This window comes from Nodularia chucula CCY0103 (assembly GCF_963923915.1).
GTDB classification, from domain to species: Bacteria; Cyanobacteriota; Cyanobacteriia; order Cyanobacteriales; family Nostocaceae; genus Nodularia; species Nodularia chucula.
In genome coordinates this window covers 16950-33774 of record NZ_CAWUOL010000009.1, presented here as the reverse complement: position 1 = coordinate 33774, position 16825 = coordinate 16950, and the positions used below count along the sequence as shown (strand labels likewise).

Annotated in this window: 13 protein-coding genes; 4 read left to right on the top strand and 9 right to left on the bottom strand. The window is 42.6% G+C overall.

What is annotated here, in order from left to right:
• The 4 genes from ACM0OP_RS04935 to ACM0OP_RS04920 all read right to left on the bottom strand — a co-directional run bounded on the left by ACM0OP_RS04935 (position 1) and on the right by ACM0OP_RS04920 (position 5418).
• Positions 1-1341: a glycosyltransferase family protein gene (locus tag ACM0OP_RS04935; protein ID WP_414527275.1), complete on the bottom strand. Its 1341-nt coding sequence runs from the start codon at positions 1339-1341 to the stop codon at positions 1-3.
• A 542-nt stretch (positions 1342-1883) separates the two neighbouring features.
• Positions 1884-2552 (bottom strand): response regulator transcription factor, encoded by a 669-nt coding sequence (locus ACM0OP_RS04930; protein ID WP_414527274.1) that lies wholly within the window; start codon positions 2550-2552, stop codon positions 1884-1886.
• Positions 2549-3997 (bottom strand): sensor histidine kinase, encoded by a 1449-nt coding sequence (locus tag ACM0OP_RS04925; protein ID WP_414527273.1) that lies wholly within the window; start codon positions 3995-3997, stop codon positions 2549-2551. The genes ACM0OP_RS04930 and ACM0OP_RS04925 overlap by 4 nt, the downstream gene beginning before the upstream one ends.
• A gap of 161 nt (positions 3998-4158) precedes the next feature.
• Complete coding sequence (locus tag ACM0OP_RS04920; RefSeq protein ID WP_414527272.1) at positions 4159-5418, bottom strand: FAD-dependent hydroxylase; 1260 nt, start codon at positions 5416-5418, stop codon at positions 4159-4161.
• Between the two features lie 157 nt (positions 5419-5575).
• On the opposite strand from ACM0OP_RS04920, the gene ACM0OP_RS04915 reads away from it, so the two are divergent.
• A complete protein-coding gene (locus ACM0OP_RS04915; RefSeq protein WP_414527271.1) occupies positions 5576-7147 on the top strand; it encodes a metallophosphoesterase family protein in 1572 nt (523 codons plus the stop codon).
• A 59-nt stretch (positions 7148-7206) separates the two neighbouring features.
• Here ACM0OP_RS04915 and ACM0OP_RS04910 read toward each other — a convergent pair whose 3' ends face one another.
• Positions 7207-8016 carry a class I SAM-dependent methyltransferase gene (locus tag ACM0OP_RS04910; RefSeq protein ID WP_414527270.1) on the bottom strand — a complete coding sequence of 270 codons (810 nt, stop codon included), beginning with the start codon at positions 8014-8016 and terminating at the stop codon, positions 7207-7209.
• 166 nt (positions 8017-8182) lie between these two features.
• On the opposite strand from ACM0OP_RS04910, the gene ACM0OP_RS04905 reads away from it, so the two are divergent.
• Positions 8183-8890, top strand: a complete 708-nt coding sequence (locus ACM0OP_RS04905; protein ID WP_414527312.1) for a class I SAM-dependent methyltransferase — start codon at positions 8183-8185, stop codon at positions 8888-8890.
• A gap of 35 nt (positions 8891-8925) precedes the next feature.
• On the opposite strand, the gene ACM0OP_RS04900 is transcribed toward ACM0OP_RS04905, so the two are convergent.
• The 3 genes from ACM0OP_RS04900 to ACM0OP_RS04890 all read right to left on the bottom strand — a co-directional run bounded on the left by ACM0OP_RS04900 (position 8926) and on the right by ACM0OP_RS04890 (position 14256).
• A complete protein-coding gene (locus tag ACM0OP_RS04900; protein ID WP_414527269.1) occupies positions 8926-9201 on the bottom strand; it encodes a hypothetical protein in 276 nt (91 codons plus the stop codon).
• A gap of 220 nt (positions 9202-9421) precedes the next feature.
• Positions 9422-12592 (bottom strand): efflux RND transporter permease subunit, encoded by a 3171-nt coding sequence (locus ACM0OP_RS04895; protein ID WP_414527268.1) that lies wholly within the window; start codon positions 12590-12592, stop codon positions 9422-9424.
• 95 nt (positions 12593-12687) lie between these two features.
• Positions 12688-14256 (bottom strand): efflux RND transporter periplasmic adaptor subunit, encoded by a 1569-nt coding sequence (locus ACM0OP_RS04890; protein ID WP_414527267.1) that lies wholly within the window; start codon positions 14254-14256, stop codon positions 12688-12690.
• A gap of 378 nt (positions 14257-14634) precedes the next feature.
• Here ACM0OP_RS04890 and ACM0OP_RS04885 point away from each other — a divergent pair, with 378 nt between their 5' ends.
• Both ACM0OP_RS04885 and ACM0OP_RS04880 read left to right on the top strand, forming a co-directional pair.
• Positions 14635-15222, top strand: coding sequence for a TetR/AcrR family transcriptional regulator (locus ACM0OP_RS04885; RefSeq protein ID WP_414527266.1), 588 nt, complete (start codon positions 14635-14637; stop codon positions 15220-15222).
• A 248-nt stretch (positions 15223-15470) separates the two neighbouring features.
• A complete protein-coding gene (locus ACM0OP_RS04880) occupies positions 15471-15905 on the top strand; it encodes an acyl-CoA thioesterase (RefSeq protein WP_414527265.1) in 435 nt (144 codons plus the stop codon).
• A 93-nt stretch (positions 15906-15998) separates the two neighbouring features.
• Here the strand turns inward: ACM0OP_RS04880 and gloB are convergent, their stop codons facing one another.
• Positions 15999-16772, bottom strand: coding sequence for a hydroxyacylglutathione hydrolase (gloB, locus tag ACM0OP_RS04875; protein WP_414527264.1), 774 nt, complete (start codon positions 16770-16772; stop codon positions 15999-16001).
• Positions 16773-16825: the final 53 nt, after the last annotated feature.

Here is a 16825-nt window from a genome sequence, read left to right as displayed (position 1 = left end):
TTAGGAAACGCGAGAAACAACAGATTTTGTGATTAATTCCATCACCAGTTCTGGTAATCGATTTAAACCATTCAGATCAATTGGCGATCGCATTTTTGATGAGGGATATTGACATTGTGTGAGCCAATTCGTAATCGCCTGGGGAGTCAGATGATCCGGATGTAAGACATCAATCCAACCACGTGCTTGCAAGCGTTGGGCGCGAATCCATTGTTCTAGTCGAGGCGTGACACGGGGAACAATGAGCGATCGCTTGTTAAAGGACAGCAATTCGCAGGTAGTATTATAGCCCCCCATCGATACCACATAATCTGCTTGATTCAATAATTGGGTTGGTTCTGGCAAATATTCCAAAACTCTTAATCGAGGCTGATTTTGGACATAATTGCAGAGTTGCTCTCGGATGTGCGCCGGCATAAAGGGGCCAGAGAGAATTACCCCATTCATCTCTGGGGGTAGGGTTGCTTGAGCAAACATCTCTCCCAAATGTCCCCCGTCTTGTCCACCACCAACTAAACACAACGCCAGTTTACCCGGAGGTAAATTCAATTGCTCCAGCAAATTTTCAGTGGAGTCTACATATTTGAGGCGATAGCGCTGGTCAAAATAACCTGCATAGCGGACTTTGGCGGCGACTTTGGGTGAAAGACAATATTCCTGAATTGGATCAAATACTTCCGGGTCGCCATAGACCCAAACTGCATGATAATACTTAATAATGGCTTTTTCATTACGGGCTAGTCCCCATTCTCGTTGAATGACTTCGGGATCATCTAAAATATCTCGTAGCCCCAAAACACAGCGAGTTTGCCCTTGTTTAGATAGTTGTTTGAGAGTTGGATTCAGTTCTTGAACTGCGCCCCGTGGGACATTATCTACCACAAAGATATCAGGGGCAAAAGTAGCGATCGCCGCTTGAATTACCTGAGAGCGAATTGCAATTAACTCTTGCAGAGATACCTCTAAACGCCGGGGTTGATACTGTCCGTCAGACTCTTTTTGCAAAGCAGGTAAGGATAAGTAATCCACATTGGCAGGTAGGTTTAAACTTCTTCCTTCCGCCATACCGCTAATTAACAGAATTGATGCTTGGGGAAGCGATCGCGCCAAGGTTTGAGCGATGAGCAAATTACGCCGCTTGTGTCCCAAACCCATAGTATCATGGGAATAAAGGGCAATCTTTAAAGGATGTTGTTGTAAGTTTTCCCCTGAAAATTGCACCATTTGCCCACAATCAACCGATTGACTGCCGATGCCTTTTTCGTTGGATTTAGGCGGTAGCATTTCTCTAAAGGGGATAGTTTTGTTATATCTTTTGTTATATCTAATGTGCCGTTTCATCACTTCAGTATCCTGAGAAAATAGGTAATATAACTGGCACACCCAGCACATCTAGCATTTCTGCTTCAGGGGAATCAGAAAACTTGAGTCAATTTACAGACTCCAGATGGTGTGAAATACAATGTAAACACTTAGTTAAGGTGAGATTAAAGATAGGTTAAATAAAATTGCTCTCCATTGCATGAAATTTTGATAAGAAAATATAAGAAAACTCTCATGTTTCCAGGAATACCATTTCCTAATCGGCATTGCTGATTGAGAATATGGATCTGTCTCAGGCAGAGGTACGAAGAAAAAGAAAGGTAATTTTGGCATTTAATACTTTTAGGACTTACGCAAGGACTCTCTGAAACCCTCTTCACTTTGTGTCCTTTGCGTCCTAGCGCCCTGGGGGCATACGCTGCGCGAATGTGGTTTGTTTTTCTTAATTCTGCGTAAGTCCTGACTTTGATTAACCAACGCCTCCTAATCTAATGAACTAAAAAATTATCTGCGTTTATCTGCGTCCATCTGCGTTTAATTATTAACTCATGAAAACAAGTTCACACTTGCAAACGATACCCCATACCTCTGACAGTGTTAATTAATCCCCGACCGAGTTTTTTCCGTAAATAACCCACATACACATCCACAATATTGGAATTAGGATCGTAGTCATAGCCCCACACCTGGTCAAGGATATCTTCTCGCGTCCACACCTGCCCCGGCTGACGTGCTAACATTTCTAATAGCGTAAATTCGCGGGTAGATAGCTCAATAGATTTTCCTTGAAAATTAACACTGCGCTGCCGTAAATCCAGCACTAAATCTCCGGCTTGCAAAACCGTTGTTTCTACGATTCGTGGCGATCGCTGATGTCGCAGTTGCACCCGGATACGAGCAATTAACTCCTCTAAAGAAAAGGGCTTAGTCAAGTAATCATCCGCCCCTGCTTCCAAAATTTTAACCTTATCTTGAATATCTGGAATCACGGTAAGAATGATAATCGGTAGATATTCTCCCCGTCCTCGTAACTCTTCAATTACTTGTGTTCCATGCTTTTCCGGTAAACCCAAATCCAAAATCAACAGTTCAAAATCATCACTTCTGGCCATATAAGCGGCTTTTACCCCATCATCTGCCACAGTGGTAGTAAAACCATGAGATTTTAAACCTTTCTGCAAAAATGCAGCAATTCGCGGTTCATCTTCTGCAATTAAAATTCGACTCATCGGACAATTGTATCTTGTGGTGGATCGAGGGGAAGGGTGATAGTAAAACGTGAGCCTTTACCAAGTTCACTGGTGACTGTTACCTGTCCTCCATGTCCTTCGGCGATCGCTGTAACGATTGACAAGCCCAGTCCGGCTCCCTGGGACTGACGACGACTACTGGCTACACGGGCGAAACGTTTCATAATCCGCACCTGATCGGCTGGCGAAATGCCAACACCTGTATCCTTGACCCAAAGACATACCCGATCTCCAACTAACTGTGAACCCAGTTCAATGACATGATTAACGTCAGTATGTTCCACAGCATTTTGTACCAAATTCATCACGGCTTGAGTAATGCGTTGCCGATCTGCCACAATGCGAATCGAAGCTATAGCCCCCATCTGCCAATTTCGCGGAGCTAAGGCTGTTGCTTTAGTGAATAATTCTTGTGTAAGTTTGCTAACTTCTAATAATTCTAAATTTAAGAAATCCGGACGTTCAGCTCTAGCTAGAAGTAATAAATCATCTACCAATCGACTCATCCGATTCAATTCATCATGCATTAAATCTATAGATTCATCGGGTTGTTCTAAGGATTGACCCAGGATTTCTAAATTACCGCGAATAACGGTGATAGGAGTTTGAAATTCATGACTAGCATCATTAATAAACTTCCTTTGACTAGCAAATGAAGCTTGCAATCTATCCAGCATTTGATTAAAGGTAGCAGTCAATTCAGCAATCTCATCCACTCCTTGGATGGGAATACGACGATTTAACGAATGGTCAAAATCTTTAATTGAACGGGCAGTTTCTGTCAGTAATTTTAGAGGAGATAACACCTTGCCAATTGCTATCCAAGCTAGAATTAGGGCAGTGAACATAACGCTAATAATTACTTTAGCCGCTACCGATACCGCCCGATTAATTTCTTTTTGTTGATTTCTCAAAGAATGCACCACCACAAACACACTTTGGTCTTTCTCCGAAGTTTGCATGGGATGGGCTAAATAAATAATCGTTTCTTGATCTGTGGATTTTTGACCTTGTGTACGGCGTTCAACTTTAGCTAACGATCGCAGCAAATCCTTGTCTTGACTCAATGTATCAGGTAAGGTGTTGGGAACGGTTTTATAAATTTCGCCGTTTAAAAATGCGATTAAAAATTCATCATTTTCAGGGATATTACGGGACAAAAATACAGCGAAAAGTGCCGCTACATTATCGTCAAAGGCTTCTCCGGTTAAGGGATCAAGTCCATGTACTAGTCGTTGAATTTCCTCCACTTCTTGCTCTAGCGATCGCTGTACTCTTTGTAACAACTGTGCAAACAAAATTTGCCGAATCGCAAAGATAGAAATAGCTGTTGATAGAGAAATAAGCAGAACTAACCAAACTAAAATGCGTGTCCGTGCGCCCAGGAAAAATTTGCGTAGTTTACAGGCCTCTTCTATATCCATCTTAAATATGTGCTGTGGTCTGGGATGTTGCGGTGGGTTACGACGGAAACAAAGGTTGCTCGTCAAAAAATCATTGACCCCCGTTTAACCCACCCTACGGACTGGGGACTAGCTCAAAATCTCTGAATAAATCAGCGTGGTAACTGTTCACTGATTTAAGTTCACCGTTTCGCTAATGCGGGGGTACGTCCCTTTAACCCAATCATTAACTTGAGTGCAAACACCTTTAACACTGGTATACGTCGCATCATCCCCAAACCCAGGCGACGAATTAACACTAATGGTAAAAAGTTGTTAGAAAACATCCGATCTAACAAATCGGTAAAACCTAAAATCGTCAGGTTTTCGCGTTTGCGCCAGCGTTCATAGCGTTTGAGAATTTTGACATTGCCAATATCTTCCCCAGCTTGATGTGCTGTTTGCAACACTTGCGCTAAAGCCGCAGCATCTCGAATCCCCAGATTTAAACCTTGTCCACCAACAGGATGACAATTATGCGCCGCATCACCAATTAAAGCTAATCTAGGGAGAACATAGCGATCGCTTTGCATGAGTTGGACTTTAAAAATAAAGCGATCGCCCAATAATTCCAACTTACCCATTTGATCACCATAGCGGCGGCTGAGTTCTGCCAAAAATTGCTGATCATCTAAAGCACACAAAGCCTCAGCTTCAGCGTGGGGGGCTGTCCAGACAATGCGGCAACGGTTCCCCGGCAAAGGTAAAATGGCAAAAGGTCCACTAGTCCAAAACCTTTCGTAAGCAGTATTATTGTGGTGTTTTTCCGGCTTCACAAATGCGACAATACAAGACTGCCAATATTTCCAACCAGAAGTTTTAATTCCCGCAGCTTCCCGAATGCGCGATTTTGAACCATCAGCAGCCACAACCAACTTACTGCGAACCGTTTGAATTGTCTCAGCAATTTTGATATCTATACACACAATATCCTGCTGATATTCCGTCTTTAGTACCTCAGCCGGACACAAATAAGTCACATTCCGACAACTCTGTACAAACTCCTGCAAAGGCTGTAACAGCGCTTGGTGTTCCGCCACATAACCCAATTCTGGCGTACCGATATCATCTGTAGCAAATTCCACCACATCAGGATAATCGGCATCAGAAAGGCGAACTTGGCAATATTTAGCGATGTGAGGCGATATTTGCTCCCAAACTCCAATTCCTTGATAAATCAAAGCCGAAAGCATATGAACTGCATAAGCTTGTCCTTTAGCAACTGCGGCTGATGTTTCTCTAGCCTCAATTAGCAGAACACTCAAGCCAGAATCCTTCAAAGCCGAGGCTAAAGTCAAACCAATAATCCCACCGCCGACAATTACCAAATCATAATCATATCCCCGATGATCTGGCGGTGGTTGTTGAGGGGAAAAATTTTGATGTAGCTGTGTGAGCGCCATTGTTAAGATAAATTAAGGCATCCTAACTCTTATTTTTACGCAAACTGACAAATCCGCGCAAGCGATCGCCTCCCCATTTACCGCAAGTCAAGTAAATAAATCGATTATTGTGTAACCTTACTGTCATCAACAAACTTAAAACTCAGGAAAATTACAGATGAAATTAATTTCTGAACCATCGATTTCCGAGAAAATCCACAAAATGAAGCAAAGAGTGCAGTGGCTTCATCCCCAGATAGTCTCCCAGGGAATCGACCAAACCAGCATAGTCATTGATGACGGTAAAGAGGATAATCCTGAATTTTCCTTCATGGTAATTGGTGATACTGGTACAACATCACTTTACGGTTATCATCCCCAACGCAAAGTAGCAGAATTAATGCTCGCCCATAAACAAGACAGTCGTTTTGTCTTACATACCGGCGATGTCATTTATGCCGTAGGTTCCCATGAGTTTTATAGCAAAAATTTTATCCAACCCTATCGGGAATTTCTCGTAGGTGGAGACAAACCCGAAAAAATAGCCTACGACCGCATGGTATTCAACCTGCCATTTTTACCAGTACCCGGTAATCATGATTACTATGACGTGCCATTCATGTATAGACTATTCACAGGAAGCACCCGGCCGTTACGTCGTTTCCTGCGCTACAAAGACATCGAAATTGGCTGGCATGGATCAAATAAAGGTGATGCTTATGCCAGAGCCTTTCTTGATTATATAGGGGCGATCGCCTCCCCAAAAAAATTACAAAATCACTTAGATCAACATTACACCGCTATAATTAACGCAGGGCGGTGTTTGCGTTATCAACCCGGAAAATTTACCCGTTTACCCAACCGCTATTACACCTTTCGTTATGGCGGAATAGACTTTTATGCATTAGATTCCAACACCTTTAATACACCATCCCCCCTACCAGACACTCCACAAGGGGAAATTAACCGCCGAGAATTACAGCAGCGTCGCCAAAAAATAGACCAAGAAGCCGAACAGATATTAGCAAGCTGCGACCAACTCATCCCCGAAAAACCCAGCGATGCGGAACAACTAGATTATCTTCAAGCCAAACTAGAGCAAATCAACGAAATCAAAATAGATATTGAAAAACAACTAGCATCCAACAGCACAGATATTATTGATTTTGAGCAACTGAACTGGTTAAAAAACCGACTCATAGAATCTTGGAACAATTCAGAAGTGCGGGGAAGAATCATCTTCTTTCACCATCCCCCCTACGTCACAGAAGCCACAAAATGGAATCAAGCCCAAACCTTAGCAGTGCGTCATCGCCTACGCTGGGTATTGGAACAAGTAGCAGAAACCCTGGGTTCCCACATCAAAGACCGTCCCATAGTCGATTTAATTCTCAACGGACACGCCCACTGCTTAGAACATATTCGCACAGGTGATACAGGATACGCCGACTCCCATATAAACTGTATTATCTCCGGTGGTAGTGGTCACTATCCCCGCCGTCAACGTCGAGAAGGAAACAAACTCATAGAAACCTTTACAGAAATACCCGGACATCCCCAGCGCCAAGTAGCCGAGTCCCTCCTGTTTCTGGGTCGCAACGGCAAAAAACCCCACAAACATTTACCTTACTCCTGCGTCAGAATTGACGTTAAACTCGGTACACCACCCAAATTCATTGTCACACCCTTAGTAGCAGATCGCGTCGGCGAACAATGGCAAACCCCTCAAATTCAACCATTTGTGATTTAAACTCATAAAACCTCCGCGTACCTTTGCGTTAACCTCCGCGCACCTCTGCGTTTATCAACTCATTTTCTAGCACGAACCAAGAATTTTGTGGTGTCTTCCCAAATTCCTTGATCAGTTCCTAGTTTTTCAATTTCTGCTATGTACTCAATTTGCAGTTGCTCTAATTGTATTTGTGATAGTGTTGACAACAAAGGATTGCCTTTAAAACTTAAATTAATTCTTTTCTGAGATAATCGGTCTTCCCTACAATTGCGATACCTTCCAGATGACACAATTTTGACTTCAACATCTCTAAAACCTGCCTGTTGGAGCATATTTTCACACCGTTCTGGAGTACCCAAAGGTTCAAGGATGTGTGTCATTGATGTGCCTAAAACTCTAGCGCAGATGCTTCTGTAAACAGATCCCAGATAAGCAGTTTCGGGAGGACAGGTAAAGGCAATAAAACCGCCTGATTTTAGGAAGCGATACCACTTTTGTAAAATAGCGAGGATATCAGGAAAAAGCACAAGTGCTTCACAGCAAAAAATCACATCAAAGCTACCATCGCTAAAGTCGATAAACTCTGCATCTGCTTCAATCAATTCAATATTTTCTAATCTTGCTGTGGCAATTTTTTGTCTAGCTTGATCAAGCATTCCAGAAGTCATATCTACACCAATGACATAGCCTTCTAAACCAACTTTTTTAGCTGCGGGAATCGCTACTAAACCAGTTCCAGTTGCAACATCAAGGATTTTATCTCCTGAATGTAGTGGGACATATTCAAGTAAGAGATTTGCTTCTAACGGATGGCGAGTGCCTTCTTCGTGATCATAAGTAGTTCTACTATTATAAAATTCTTTTACCTGCTGCTTGTAATCATCCATAATTATTGAAATTAGCAATATATGGGAGTATTAATCTATTGAAACACATATAGTTACGAACCCAGAGAGGGGATCTAAACGTTTCGGTGGAAAGCAAACCAGATAAGATTGCTATATGAGTCAAAAATATCAGTTAAATTTCTTACAATTTATCGCAATTCTGCTGATGCTGGGAAACTTGTGGTTTACCCCAATTATCACAGCAAGCGCCGCAGTTCTATCCCATAATATTTATCAACAGCGCACTTACCCCAGTTCGGATGGTATCGGAAAATACTACATGGGGAGAGAAATTGCCCAAGTCATGGGACACACAGGCGCAGGTTGGTTAGAAAGACCCAGGCGCGAAGTAGAAGAACAACCCAGTAAAATAGTCAGTGCGCTGAACTTAAAACCAGATGATGTCGTCGCAGATATTGGCGCAGGTACAGGATATCTCAGCTTTCGCATTGCACCATTATTAACAGATGGCAAGGTTTTAGCTGTAGATATTCAACCAGAAATGCTAGAAATAATCGACTTTTTCAAACAAGAGAAAAATATCAGCAACGTTGAACCAATATTAGCAACTCTCACCAACCCCAACCTCCCAGATGCAAGTATTGATTTAGCGCTAATGGTGGATGCTTATCATGAGTTGGAATATCCCCAAGAAGTGATGACAGCAATTGTTAAAGCGTTGAAACCAGGAGGTAAAGTAGTGCTGGTGGAATATCGGGGCGAAAATCCCTTGATTATGATTAAACGGTTGCACAAAATGACTCAAAAGCAAGTGCGTAAAGAAATGCAAGCTGTGGGTTTAGTGTGGCGAGAAACCAAAAATTTGTTACCCCAGCAACACTTGATGATATTTGAAAAGCAAGTTTCAGGTTGATTTATAGTGAGGACTTAAGTCCTCTCTACAAACTTTTAGGTGAGTGGAAATAGACTCACGGTTTTAGTTTCACTATCCCAAACTATCCAGTTAGAAGAATTATCGACATCTTCTGGATGATTGGTAACTTTAAAATAGACTTTTTCTTGTCCTTTAGGTTCAATGGCAAAGTCGGCATTTTGGGCATAAACTACTTTAAATCCTTTGTCCCGTAAGCAATACATCGCCCAAGCTTTTAGTGATTGCTTGTATGGTTCATGGGGAATGGGTGGTTTGCTGATGGTGTCTTGGATAACTTGAAATATCTCCATTGGTTTTTTGGTTTGGGTTTGGTTGTATAGCTGGGGAGTAGGGAGTAGGGAGTGGGGTAAAAGCCTTTCGGTGTCTAACTTTTATGATCAGTTTATGTCCTAACGTGTATGCGTAGTGCTATATCACGCAGAGACGCGGAGAAGAAGAGAGTTAAATTTTTTTTATGAAAAAACTTCTTGTTCTCTTCCTCGCTTGCGGAGAAGGGCTAGGGGTGGGGTTTTATTCATCATGTTTTGACGAATATGTAATCTCTCTATCCAGTTGCATTTGATGGCGATTGGGTTTGAATAAGCTTTCTGTAGTTGTTTTAATGACAATATACAAAATTGGTACGACAAACAAACTCAGAAAAGTAGCGATTAACATCCCACCAAATACGGCTGTTCCCAAGGATTGGCGACTTCCCGCACCCGCACCTGTGGCAATAGTCAGGGGGAAAATACCGAGAAGTGTAGAAAATGCTGTCATTAAAATTGGGCGTAAACGCTCCTGTGCAGCTTCCACGACGGCTTTAGTAATGGAAAGTCCTTGTTCTCGGAGTTGGTTGGCAAATTCTACAATTAAAATCGCATTTTTGCTGGCTAAACCAATCAACATGACTAGACCGATTTGACAGTAAACATCGTTAGCAAAACCCCGCATTGATTGGGCTACAAGTGCGCCAAAAATTGCTAAAGGTACTGATAAGAGGATAATCAGGGGGTCGATGTAGTTTTCATATTGTGCTGCTAACACTAGGAAGACGAAGAGTATTCCTAAACCAAAGATAATGGGTGCTAAACCGCCAGATTCTATTTCTTCTAGTGCAGTTCCTGACCATTCATAACCAAAACCAGGTGGTAATACTTGTGTGGCGACTTGTTCCATCGCTTCAAGAGCTTTTCCAGAACTGGAACCGGGAGCGGGAGAACCGTTGATGGCAATGGAGCGAAATAGATTATAGTGATTAATGGTTTGCGCTCCCACAACATTCTTGGTGGTAATTAAGTTTCTCAATGGAATCATTTGATTGGTTTGAGAACGCACAGATAGTTGTCCGATATCTTCAGGGTTGGAGCGAAACTGTTGGTCTGCTTGGATGTATACTCTATAGTTACGCTGCTGGAGGTTGAAGTCATTGACATATTGAGAACCTAACGCGGTTTGTAGAGTCCGGAAAATATCATCTACGGAAACTTGCAGGGCTTTGGCTCGATTACGGTCTACTTCTACTAGCAATTGTGGTGTTTCGGCGGCAAAAGTAGTAAATACTGCTTGTAATTCTGGCCTTTGGTTAGCACTTCCTAGCAATTGACCCATTGATTGAACTAAACTATCTAAGCCACTACTACCTCTACGGTCTTGTAGTTGAAACTCGAAGCCACCAAAGTTACCTAATCCCTGGATGGGGGGTGGATTTACTGGAAAGACTCTGGCTTCTGTAATGGCGAATAATTTCCCGCGTAATTGACCGAGAATGGCCTGTACGGTTTGGTCTGGTCTGGTGCGTTCTCCCCAAGGTTTTAATGTGGTAAATATAATACCGTTGTTGGCAGTATTTCCACTAAAACTAAAGCCCCCCACGGCGAAGGTTCCTACTACTTCAGGAATTTCTAAGATTTCTTTTTCTACCTGGGCTATGACATCACTGGTATATTGCAGGGAAACTCCTTGTGGCCCTTGAACTAGGGTAATGAAAAAGCCTTCGTCTTCTTCTGGGAGAAAGGCTGTAGGTACGGTTATATATAGCCAAGATGTCATTCCCAATGACACGATGAATAGTCCAATGATAATGCTTTTAAAGCGGACTAAAAAGTTGAGCGATCGCTGATAGCTGCGTTGTAATGAGTCAAGCCCGCGATTGACTTGATTAAACACCCGACCCAGCCAGCCAGAAGGTTTCTGTCCTGGACGTAATAGCAAAGCACACAAAGAAGGTGTCAAGGTCAAGGCGAAAAAAGTAGAAACTACAATGGAAAAGGCGATGGTGAGGGCAAATTGTCGATAAAGTGCGCCAGTGGTTCCGGGAAAAAACGCCACCGGGATAAATACCGCCATTAGCACCAAGGAAGTAGCAATGACTGCACCAAACAATTCCGCCATTGACTCACTGGCCGCCCGGCGGGGACTCATCCCTTTCTCTTGAATAAAACGGCTGATTTGCTCAACTACAACGATCGCATCATCTACCACCATCCCCGATGCTAAAGTTAGACCAAATAAAGTCAAACTATTAATCGAAAAGTTAAAAATCCAAGCAAAAATAAAAGTCCCAATCAGAGATAACGGAACAGTCAGGGCGGGAATTAAAGTAGTTCGCCAATCCTGCAAGAACACAAAAATTACAATCACAACTAGTATGACTGCGGCAATTAGAGTCTTGATTACTTCTGTCATCGACTCTTCTACAAACAGGGTAGTGTCAAAGGCTACCTCATACTGTAATCCTGGGGGAAAATTAGGAGCTAGTCGCGCCATTTCTTCCCTGACTCCCCGTGCCACATCTAAAGCATTACTCCCAGGAAGCTGATAAATCCCCAAACCTACAGCATCTTTAGCACGATAGCGTAAAAATGAATTATAATTTTCCGCTCCCAGTTCGGCTCTACCAACATCTTTCAGCTTAATTAAAGTGCCATCATCATTAGTTCTCAGGACAATTTCGGCAAATTCTGATGGTTCTGTCAGTCTACTGGCAGCACGGACATCAATTTGAAATCTTTGCCCTTCTGGGGCTGGTTCTTGACCAATGCTACCCGCTCCCACCTGCAAATTTTGTTCGGATAGGGCGTTGGCTACATCCGCAGTTGTTAGCCCACGACTAGCAAGGCGATTGGGATCTAACCAGAGACGCATAGCATAACGACGTTCCCCAAAGATAGTAACATTACCCACACCTTTGACTCTTTTTAAAGCATCTGAGATGTAAAGGTCAGCATAGTTACTTAAAAATATATTGTCATACTCATCATTCTCGGCAAATAAACCAACGGCTAAGAGTATGTTGTTAGACTGCTTAGAAACTCTCACACCTGTGCGCTGTACAGCTTCTGGCAGTTGCGCTTGAGCGAAAGAAACCCGGTTCTGCACATCCACAGCTGCAATATCGGGATTGCGGGAGGAATCAAAGGTAGCTGTAATATTGGTAGAGCCGTCGTTGCTACTACTAGAAGTAATGTAGCGGATACCTTCAATGCCATTGATTTGCCTTTCTAAGATATTCGTGACACCGCTTTCTACATCCTCAGCACTGGCTCCGCTAAAGTTAGCTGTGACGTTGATTTGAGTAGGGGCAATATCTGGGAACCGAGCAATGGGTAGTGTGGGAAGACAAATCAATCCCAACAACAACACAATTAATGCACAAACTGTGGCAAAAACTGGTTTTTTGATAAAGAAATCAATAAACATAAGCAAATGGGGACTGGGGATTGGGGGGGTTGGGGACTAGGAAGATTATTCCTAACTTTGCATTACTCTATTTGCCCACTCAGCAAGCAGCATTTTTATTCGCCTTCTTCTTCCGGCGCAGGGATGATGGGTACACCGTTGGTGAGGTTAAGAATACCAGAAACAACAATTTTTTCCCCAGCTTCTAGTCCGGAAATCACTTGATAATTGTTACCTTCAATGGCTCCCAATGTCACAGGTTTTTGTTGCGCTATCAGGTTTGGCATTCCCGGTTTAGATTCTGGTGGTGCTTCAGCTACAAATACAAAGGTCTGTCCACCCAGGCGCGATATTGCTTCGGTGGGAATTAAGATTCCTGGACGTTCATCCCAAATGACTCTGGCTTGGACGTTCAGGCGATTGAGTATTTGGTTTGTGGTATTGGGAAAGGTAGCTTTAGCTAAAATATTCTGGGTATTTACAGTGATATTAGGTGAAATAAAACTTACCCGACCTGTAGCTGCTGGTTGGCCTTCTGCATCTAATACTTCTACAGGTAATCCCACACGCAATCTTTCCCCTTCATTAAAGGGGATGGCTAAATTTAATTCTAAAGTGTCATTTTGATTGAGTGTGGTAAGTTCGTCTCCTTTATTGACAAAATCTCCCGCCTTGACGGGGATATTACCGAGAATACCACTGAGAGGAGCAACAACGTTTGTGTATTGCTGTTGGACTTCTGCTAACTGGACTTGGGCGGCGGCTTCGGAGACTTGAGAACGGGCTTGGGCTATTTCTTCGGCGCGGGGGCCGTTTTCTAGTTGTCTCAGGGTTTGTTTTTCTACTTCTACGACGGCGGCTAGTTCTTCAATATCTGAGCTTCTGCTTTCACTGAGTTGGTCTAGCCGTCTTTGAGCTTGTTCTAGCCTAGCTTGAGCGCTTCTTTGTTCTCCCAGAAATCCTTCTAGGTCGTCTTGGGAAATTGCCCCTTCTGTTCTTAATTTTTGATATCTTTCACTTCTTGACTGTGCCAATTCCAGATCAGATTTCGCTACCTTAATTTGGGCTTCTGCTTGAGCAATTTCTTGTGGACGTGCGCCACCTTGGGCGTTTTGCAGGCGGGTTTCGGCTTGAGTTAATCTGGCTTTGGCTTGGGCTATTTCTTCGGGACGTGTACCTGCTGTGAGTTCGGCGAGTCGGGCTTGGTTAAGTTCTAATGTTGCTTTTGCTTGTCGTACACGGGCTTGGGTATCGCCACTTTGCAGGCGGATGATTACTTGCCCTTTTTGCACGCGATCGCCTTCTTGGAAGATAATTTCACTGATGCGCCCGTCAATCTCTGGCCTAATTGCTACTGAACCGGGAGCTTCTAGAAAACCACTAATTACTGAACTGTCTTCTATGGTTCCAGTTTCTACAGTGGCTAACTTCACAGGAATCCCCATTGGTTGACCAGCTGCTGCTGTATCCCCAGAGGGAGCATTACCCGCAATGCTATTTTGCCACCAGCGCCAACCAAAGCCACCGCCGACAATTAAGAGGATAATACCTACAATTAGCGGCCATCTTTGCTTTTGATTTGGTTTAAATGTTGGCTCTTGCTGTTTAATATCATTAGCATCAGTTGCGCCTGACTGTTCTGTTTCCGCAGAAACTTGAGGCTCAGGAAATTCAGGAGTTTGCATTTTTATTTTCTTGTTTTATAGACTGGTCGGAAATTTGGTAATATTTGGGTGCAAAACCATCGCTTTACTGGTATATCTAAAGAATTTGTAAAATAATGTAAGTGCTTGCTTGCATTATATAATCATAGTGAAAAAATTGGTAGAAATTCCTGGAATTAGATAGCGATGGGCTACGCCCCGCCCAAAGATGTGCCTTTACTTGCAATCAGTGATATTTAGCCCCCAATATAAGTTTTAATTATTTCAACACTTCTGGGAAGAGAGATAATGCCTAAAAACTTGATTAATCAAGTTTAAACACATGAAATTCCGTATCATTTGACATCACATATATATGACGTTAAGTTTAATCAGACCAATCGGTCTATTCTATATTTTATGTCTAAAGGTAAAGAAACAAAAGCCAAAATTCTCCAACAAGCCGCCGAACTGTTTAACCAACAGGGATATGCTGGCTCGTCCATTTCCGACATTATGCGTGTCACCGGATTACAGAAAGGAGGAATTTACAACCACTTCCAAAGTAAAGATGAGTTAGCATTACAGGCTTTTGACTATGCGATCGCCTGTGTCAGTCAGCATTATATAGCTGCATTGCGGAATCAGCGTCATGCAATTGCTCGTCTCCATGCAATTATTGCAGTATTTAGTAATTTTGCTGACAACCCACCCATTCAAGGAGGCTGTCCACTGCTGAATACTGCTGTTGAAAGTGATGATGCACATCCTGCACTACGGGAACGCACTCAAAAGGCGATGAACTCCTGGCTACATCTAATTCGTCGCATTATTGAAACCGGAATTGAAAAAGGTGAAATTCGCTCTGATGTCAATGCTGATGAAATCACCACTATTATCACTGCAACCTTAGAAGGAGCAATTATGATGAGCAAACTTTACGGAGATTCAATTTATATGCAGCGAGCCGTGAATCATTTAAATCAGTATATAGATCATAATTTTTAAATCTACATCCTCATTAGGATGCGCTGAAATATTAGCAGAAACCAGAAATAAGGAAAGAAAATTAGCACAACTTGCTCAAGAAATGGTATCAGTTATACCAACCGCCAAGGACGTTAGGACATAAGCTGATCATAAAAGTTAGACACCGAAAGGCTTTTACCCTATTCCCTACTCCCTACTCCCCTGCTATACAAAAAATTTTCTTCAATAACCGACCGAACAGTCTTAAACATTAAATATTTGCCATCATGCTAGTAAATCATCACCCACAAAGACCATTAGAAGTAAAGCTGACAATCCCTGTCAGAACCTATGATATTGATTTTGCAGGCATTGTAAGTAACATTGTTTATATTAGATGGCTAGAAGATTTACGCTTAAAGTGCCTAGATGAATATTTGCCACTTGGTCAACTAATGGAGCAAGGATACACGCCCATCTTAGCTGGAACGGAAATTGAGTATAAACGCCCCATCCAACTGGGTGACAAAGTAGAAGGATGTTTATGGCTGCATAATTTAGGACGTTTAAAGTGGACTATGCAAGCTGAAATTTTATCTAACAATCAGTTGTCAGCAGTAGCAATCCAAAAAGGGGCGTTTGTTAATGTGCAGAATGGTCGCCCTATTCCCATTCCCCAAGAATTACAGCAACAATATTTAGCACATCAACAAATTAGTTAAATTTCGGGAAATCAACCATAAATAAATGTTTTCTATCTCCATAATTTTACCGTAACAGATTCAATTAATTTAATTCGAGGAATTTAAGTTTAACTAAAATCTATCTTTCATTCCCCGTAAACGAGCAAAAGTTTGGACTGAATCATTACTTTTAGTTACTAACTGTAATGACGGTTGTTCCCAACGTAAAAAAGGATTTGTGAGTTTTTCTACCCCCAATAATGAGGGAACCGTGGCTTGTTGGCGACTGCGATAGTTTTTAACTTCCTCGTAGCGCCTTTGTAATTCCAGATTCTCACTATCCACAGACAGCGCAAATTGCAGATTCTTTAAAGTGTATTCGTGGGCGCACCAAACACGGGTATGGTCTGGGAGAGAGCGTAATTTCCCCAAAGATGACACCATTTGTGTGGGTGTACCTTCAAACAAGCGACCACAACCGCCAGCAAATAGGGTATCACCACAGAATAACTCTCCAGCGTCACCAGATGTTACCGGGGGGAAGTAGTAAGCAATATGAGCGCGGGTATGTCCAGGAATAAAGAAAACTGTAGCAGTGCGATTGCCAAACTGCACGCGATCGCCTTCATGCAAAAATACCTGTTGTCCCGGAATCCTCCCCTCATCCTCAGCCCCACCATACACCGTTAAATTGGGGAAATGTCGCATTAACTCCTGATTACCACCCACATGATCATGATGGTGGTGAGTATTAAAAATAGCTACCAAATCCGCTTTTAGGGCTGCAAGTTGCTTTAAGACTGGTTCAGCCTCTGCTGGATCAACAACAGCTGCAATATTCTGTTGGCGATCGTGTAATAAAAATATGTAATTGTCTGATAAAGCCTGAAGACGGATTACCTGCATACCTGTTTTCTCCCTGATCATCTATTTCAGCTTAGAGGATGTTTTCACAATCA

Excerpts from the sequence above, each read along its gene's own strand:
- ACM0OP_RS04935 (WP_414527275.1), bottom strand. The coding sequence starts at position 1,341 with ATGAAACGGCACATTAGATATAACAAAAGATATAACAAAACTATCCCC.
- ACM0OP_RS04930 (WP_414527274.1), bottom strand. The coding sequence starts at position 2,552 with ATGAGTCGAATTTTAATTGCAGAAGATGAACCGCGAATTGCTGCATTT.
- ACM0OP_RS04925 (WP_414527273.1), bottom strand. The coding sequence starts at position 3,997 with ATGGATATAGAAGAGGCCTGTAAACTACGCAAATTTTTCCTGGGCGCA.
- ACM0OP_RS04920 (WP_414527272.1), bottom strand. The coding sequence starts at position 5,418 with ATGGCGCTCACACAGCTACATCAAAATTTTTCCCCTCAACAACCACCG.
- ACM0OP_RS04915 (WP_414527271.1), top strand. The coding sequence starts at position 5,576 with ATGAAATTAATTTCTGAACCATCGATTTCCGAGAAAATCCACAAAATG.
- ACM0OP_RS04910 (WP_414527270.1), bottom strand. The coding sequence starts at position 8,016 with ATGGATGATTACAAGCAGCAGGTAAAAGAATTTTATAATAGTAGAACT.
- ACM0OP_RS04905 (WP_414527312.1), top strand. The coding sequence starts at position 8,183 with ATGCTGGGAAACTTGTGGTTTACCCCAATTATCACAGCAAGCGCCGCA.
- ACM0OP_RS04900 (WP_414527269.1), bottom strand. The coding sequence starts at position 9,201 with ATGGAGATATTTCAAGTTATCCAAGACACCATCAGCAAACCACCCATT.
- ACM0OP_RS04895 (WP_414527268.1), bottom strand. The coding sequence starts at position 12,592 with ATGTTTATTGATTTCTTTATCAAAAAACCAGTTTTTGCCACAGTTTGT.
- ACM0OP_RS04890 (WP_414527267.1), bottom strand. The coding sequence starts at position 14,256 with ATGCAAACTCCTGAATTTCCTGAGCCTCAAGTTTCTGCGGAAACAGAA.
- ACM0OP_RS04885 (WP_414527266.1), top strand. The coding sequence starts at position 14,635 with ATGTCTAAAGGTAAAGAAACAAAAGCCAAAATTCTCCAACAAGCCGCC.
- ACM0OP_RS04880 (WP_414527265.1), top strand. The coding sequence starts at position 15,471 with ATGCTAGTAAATCATCACCCACAAAGACCATTAGAAGTAAAGCTGACA.
- gloB (WP_414527264.1), bottom strand. The coding sequence starts at position 16,772 with ATGCAGGTAATCCGTCTTCAGGCTTTATCAGACAATTACATATTTTTA.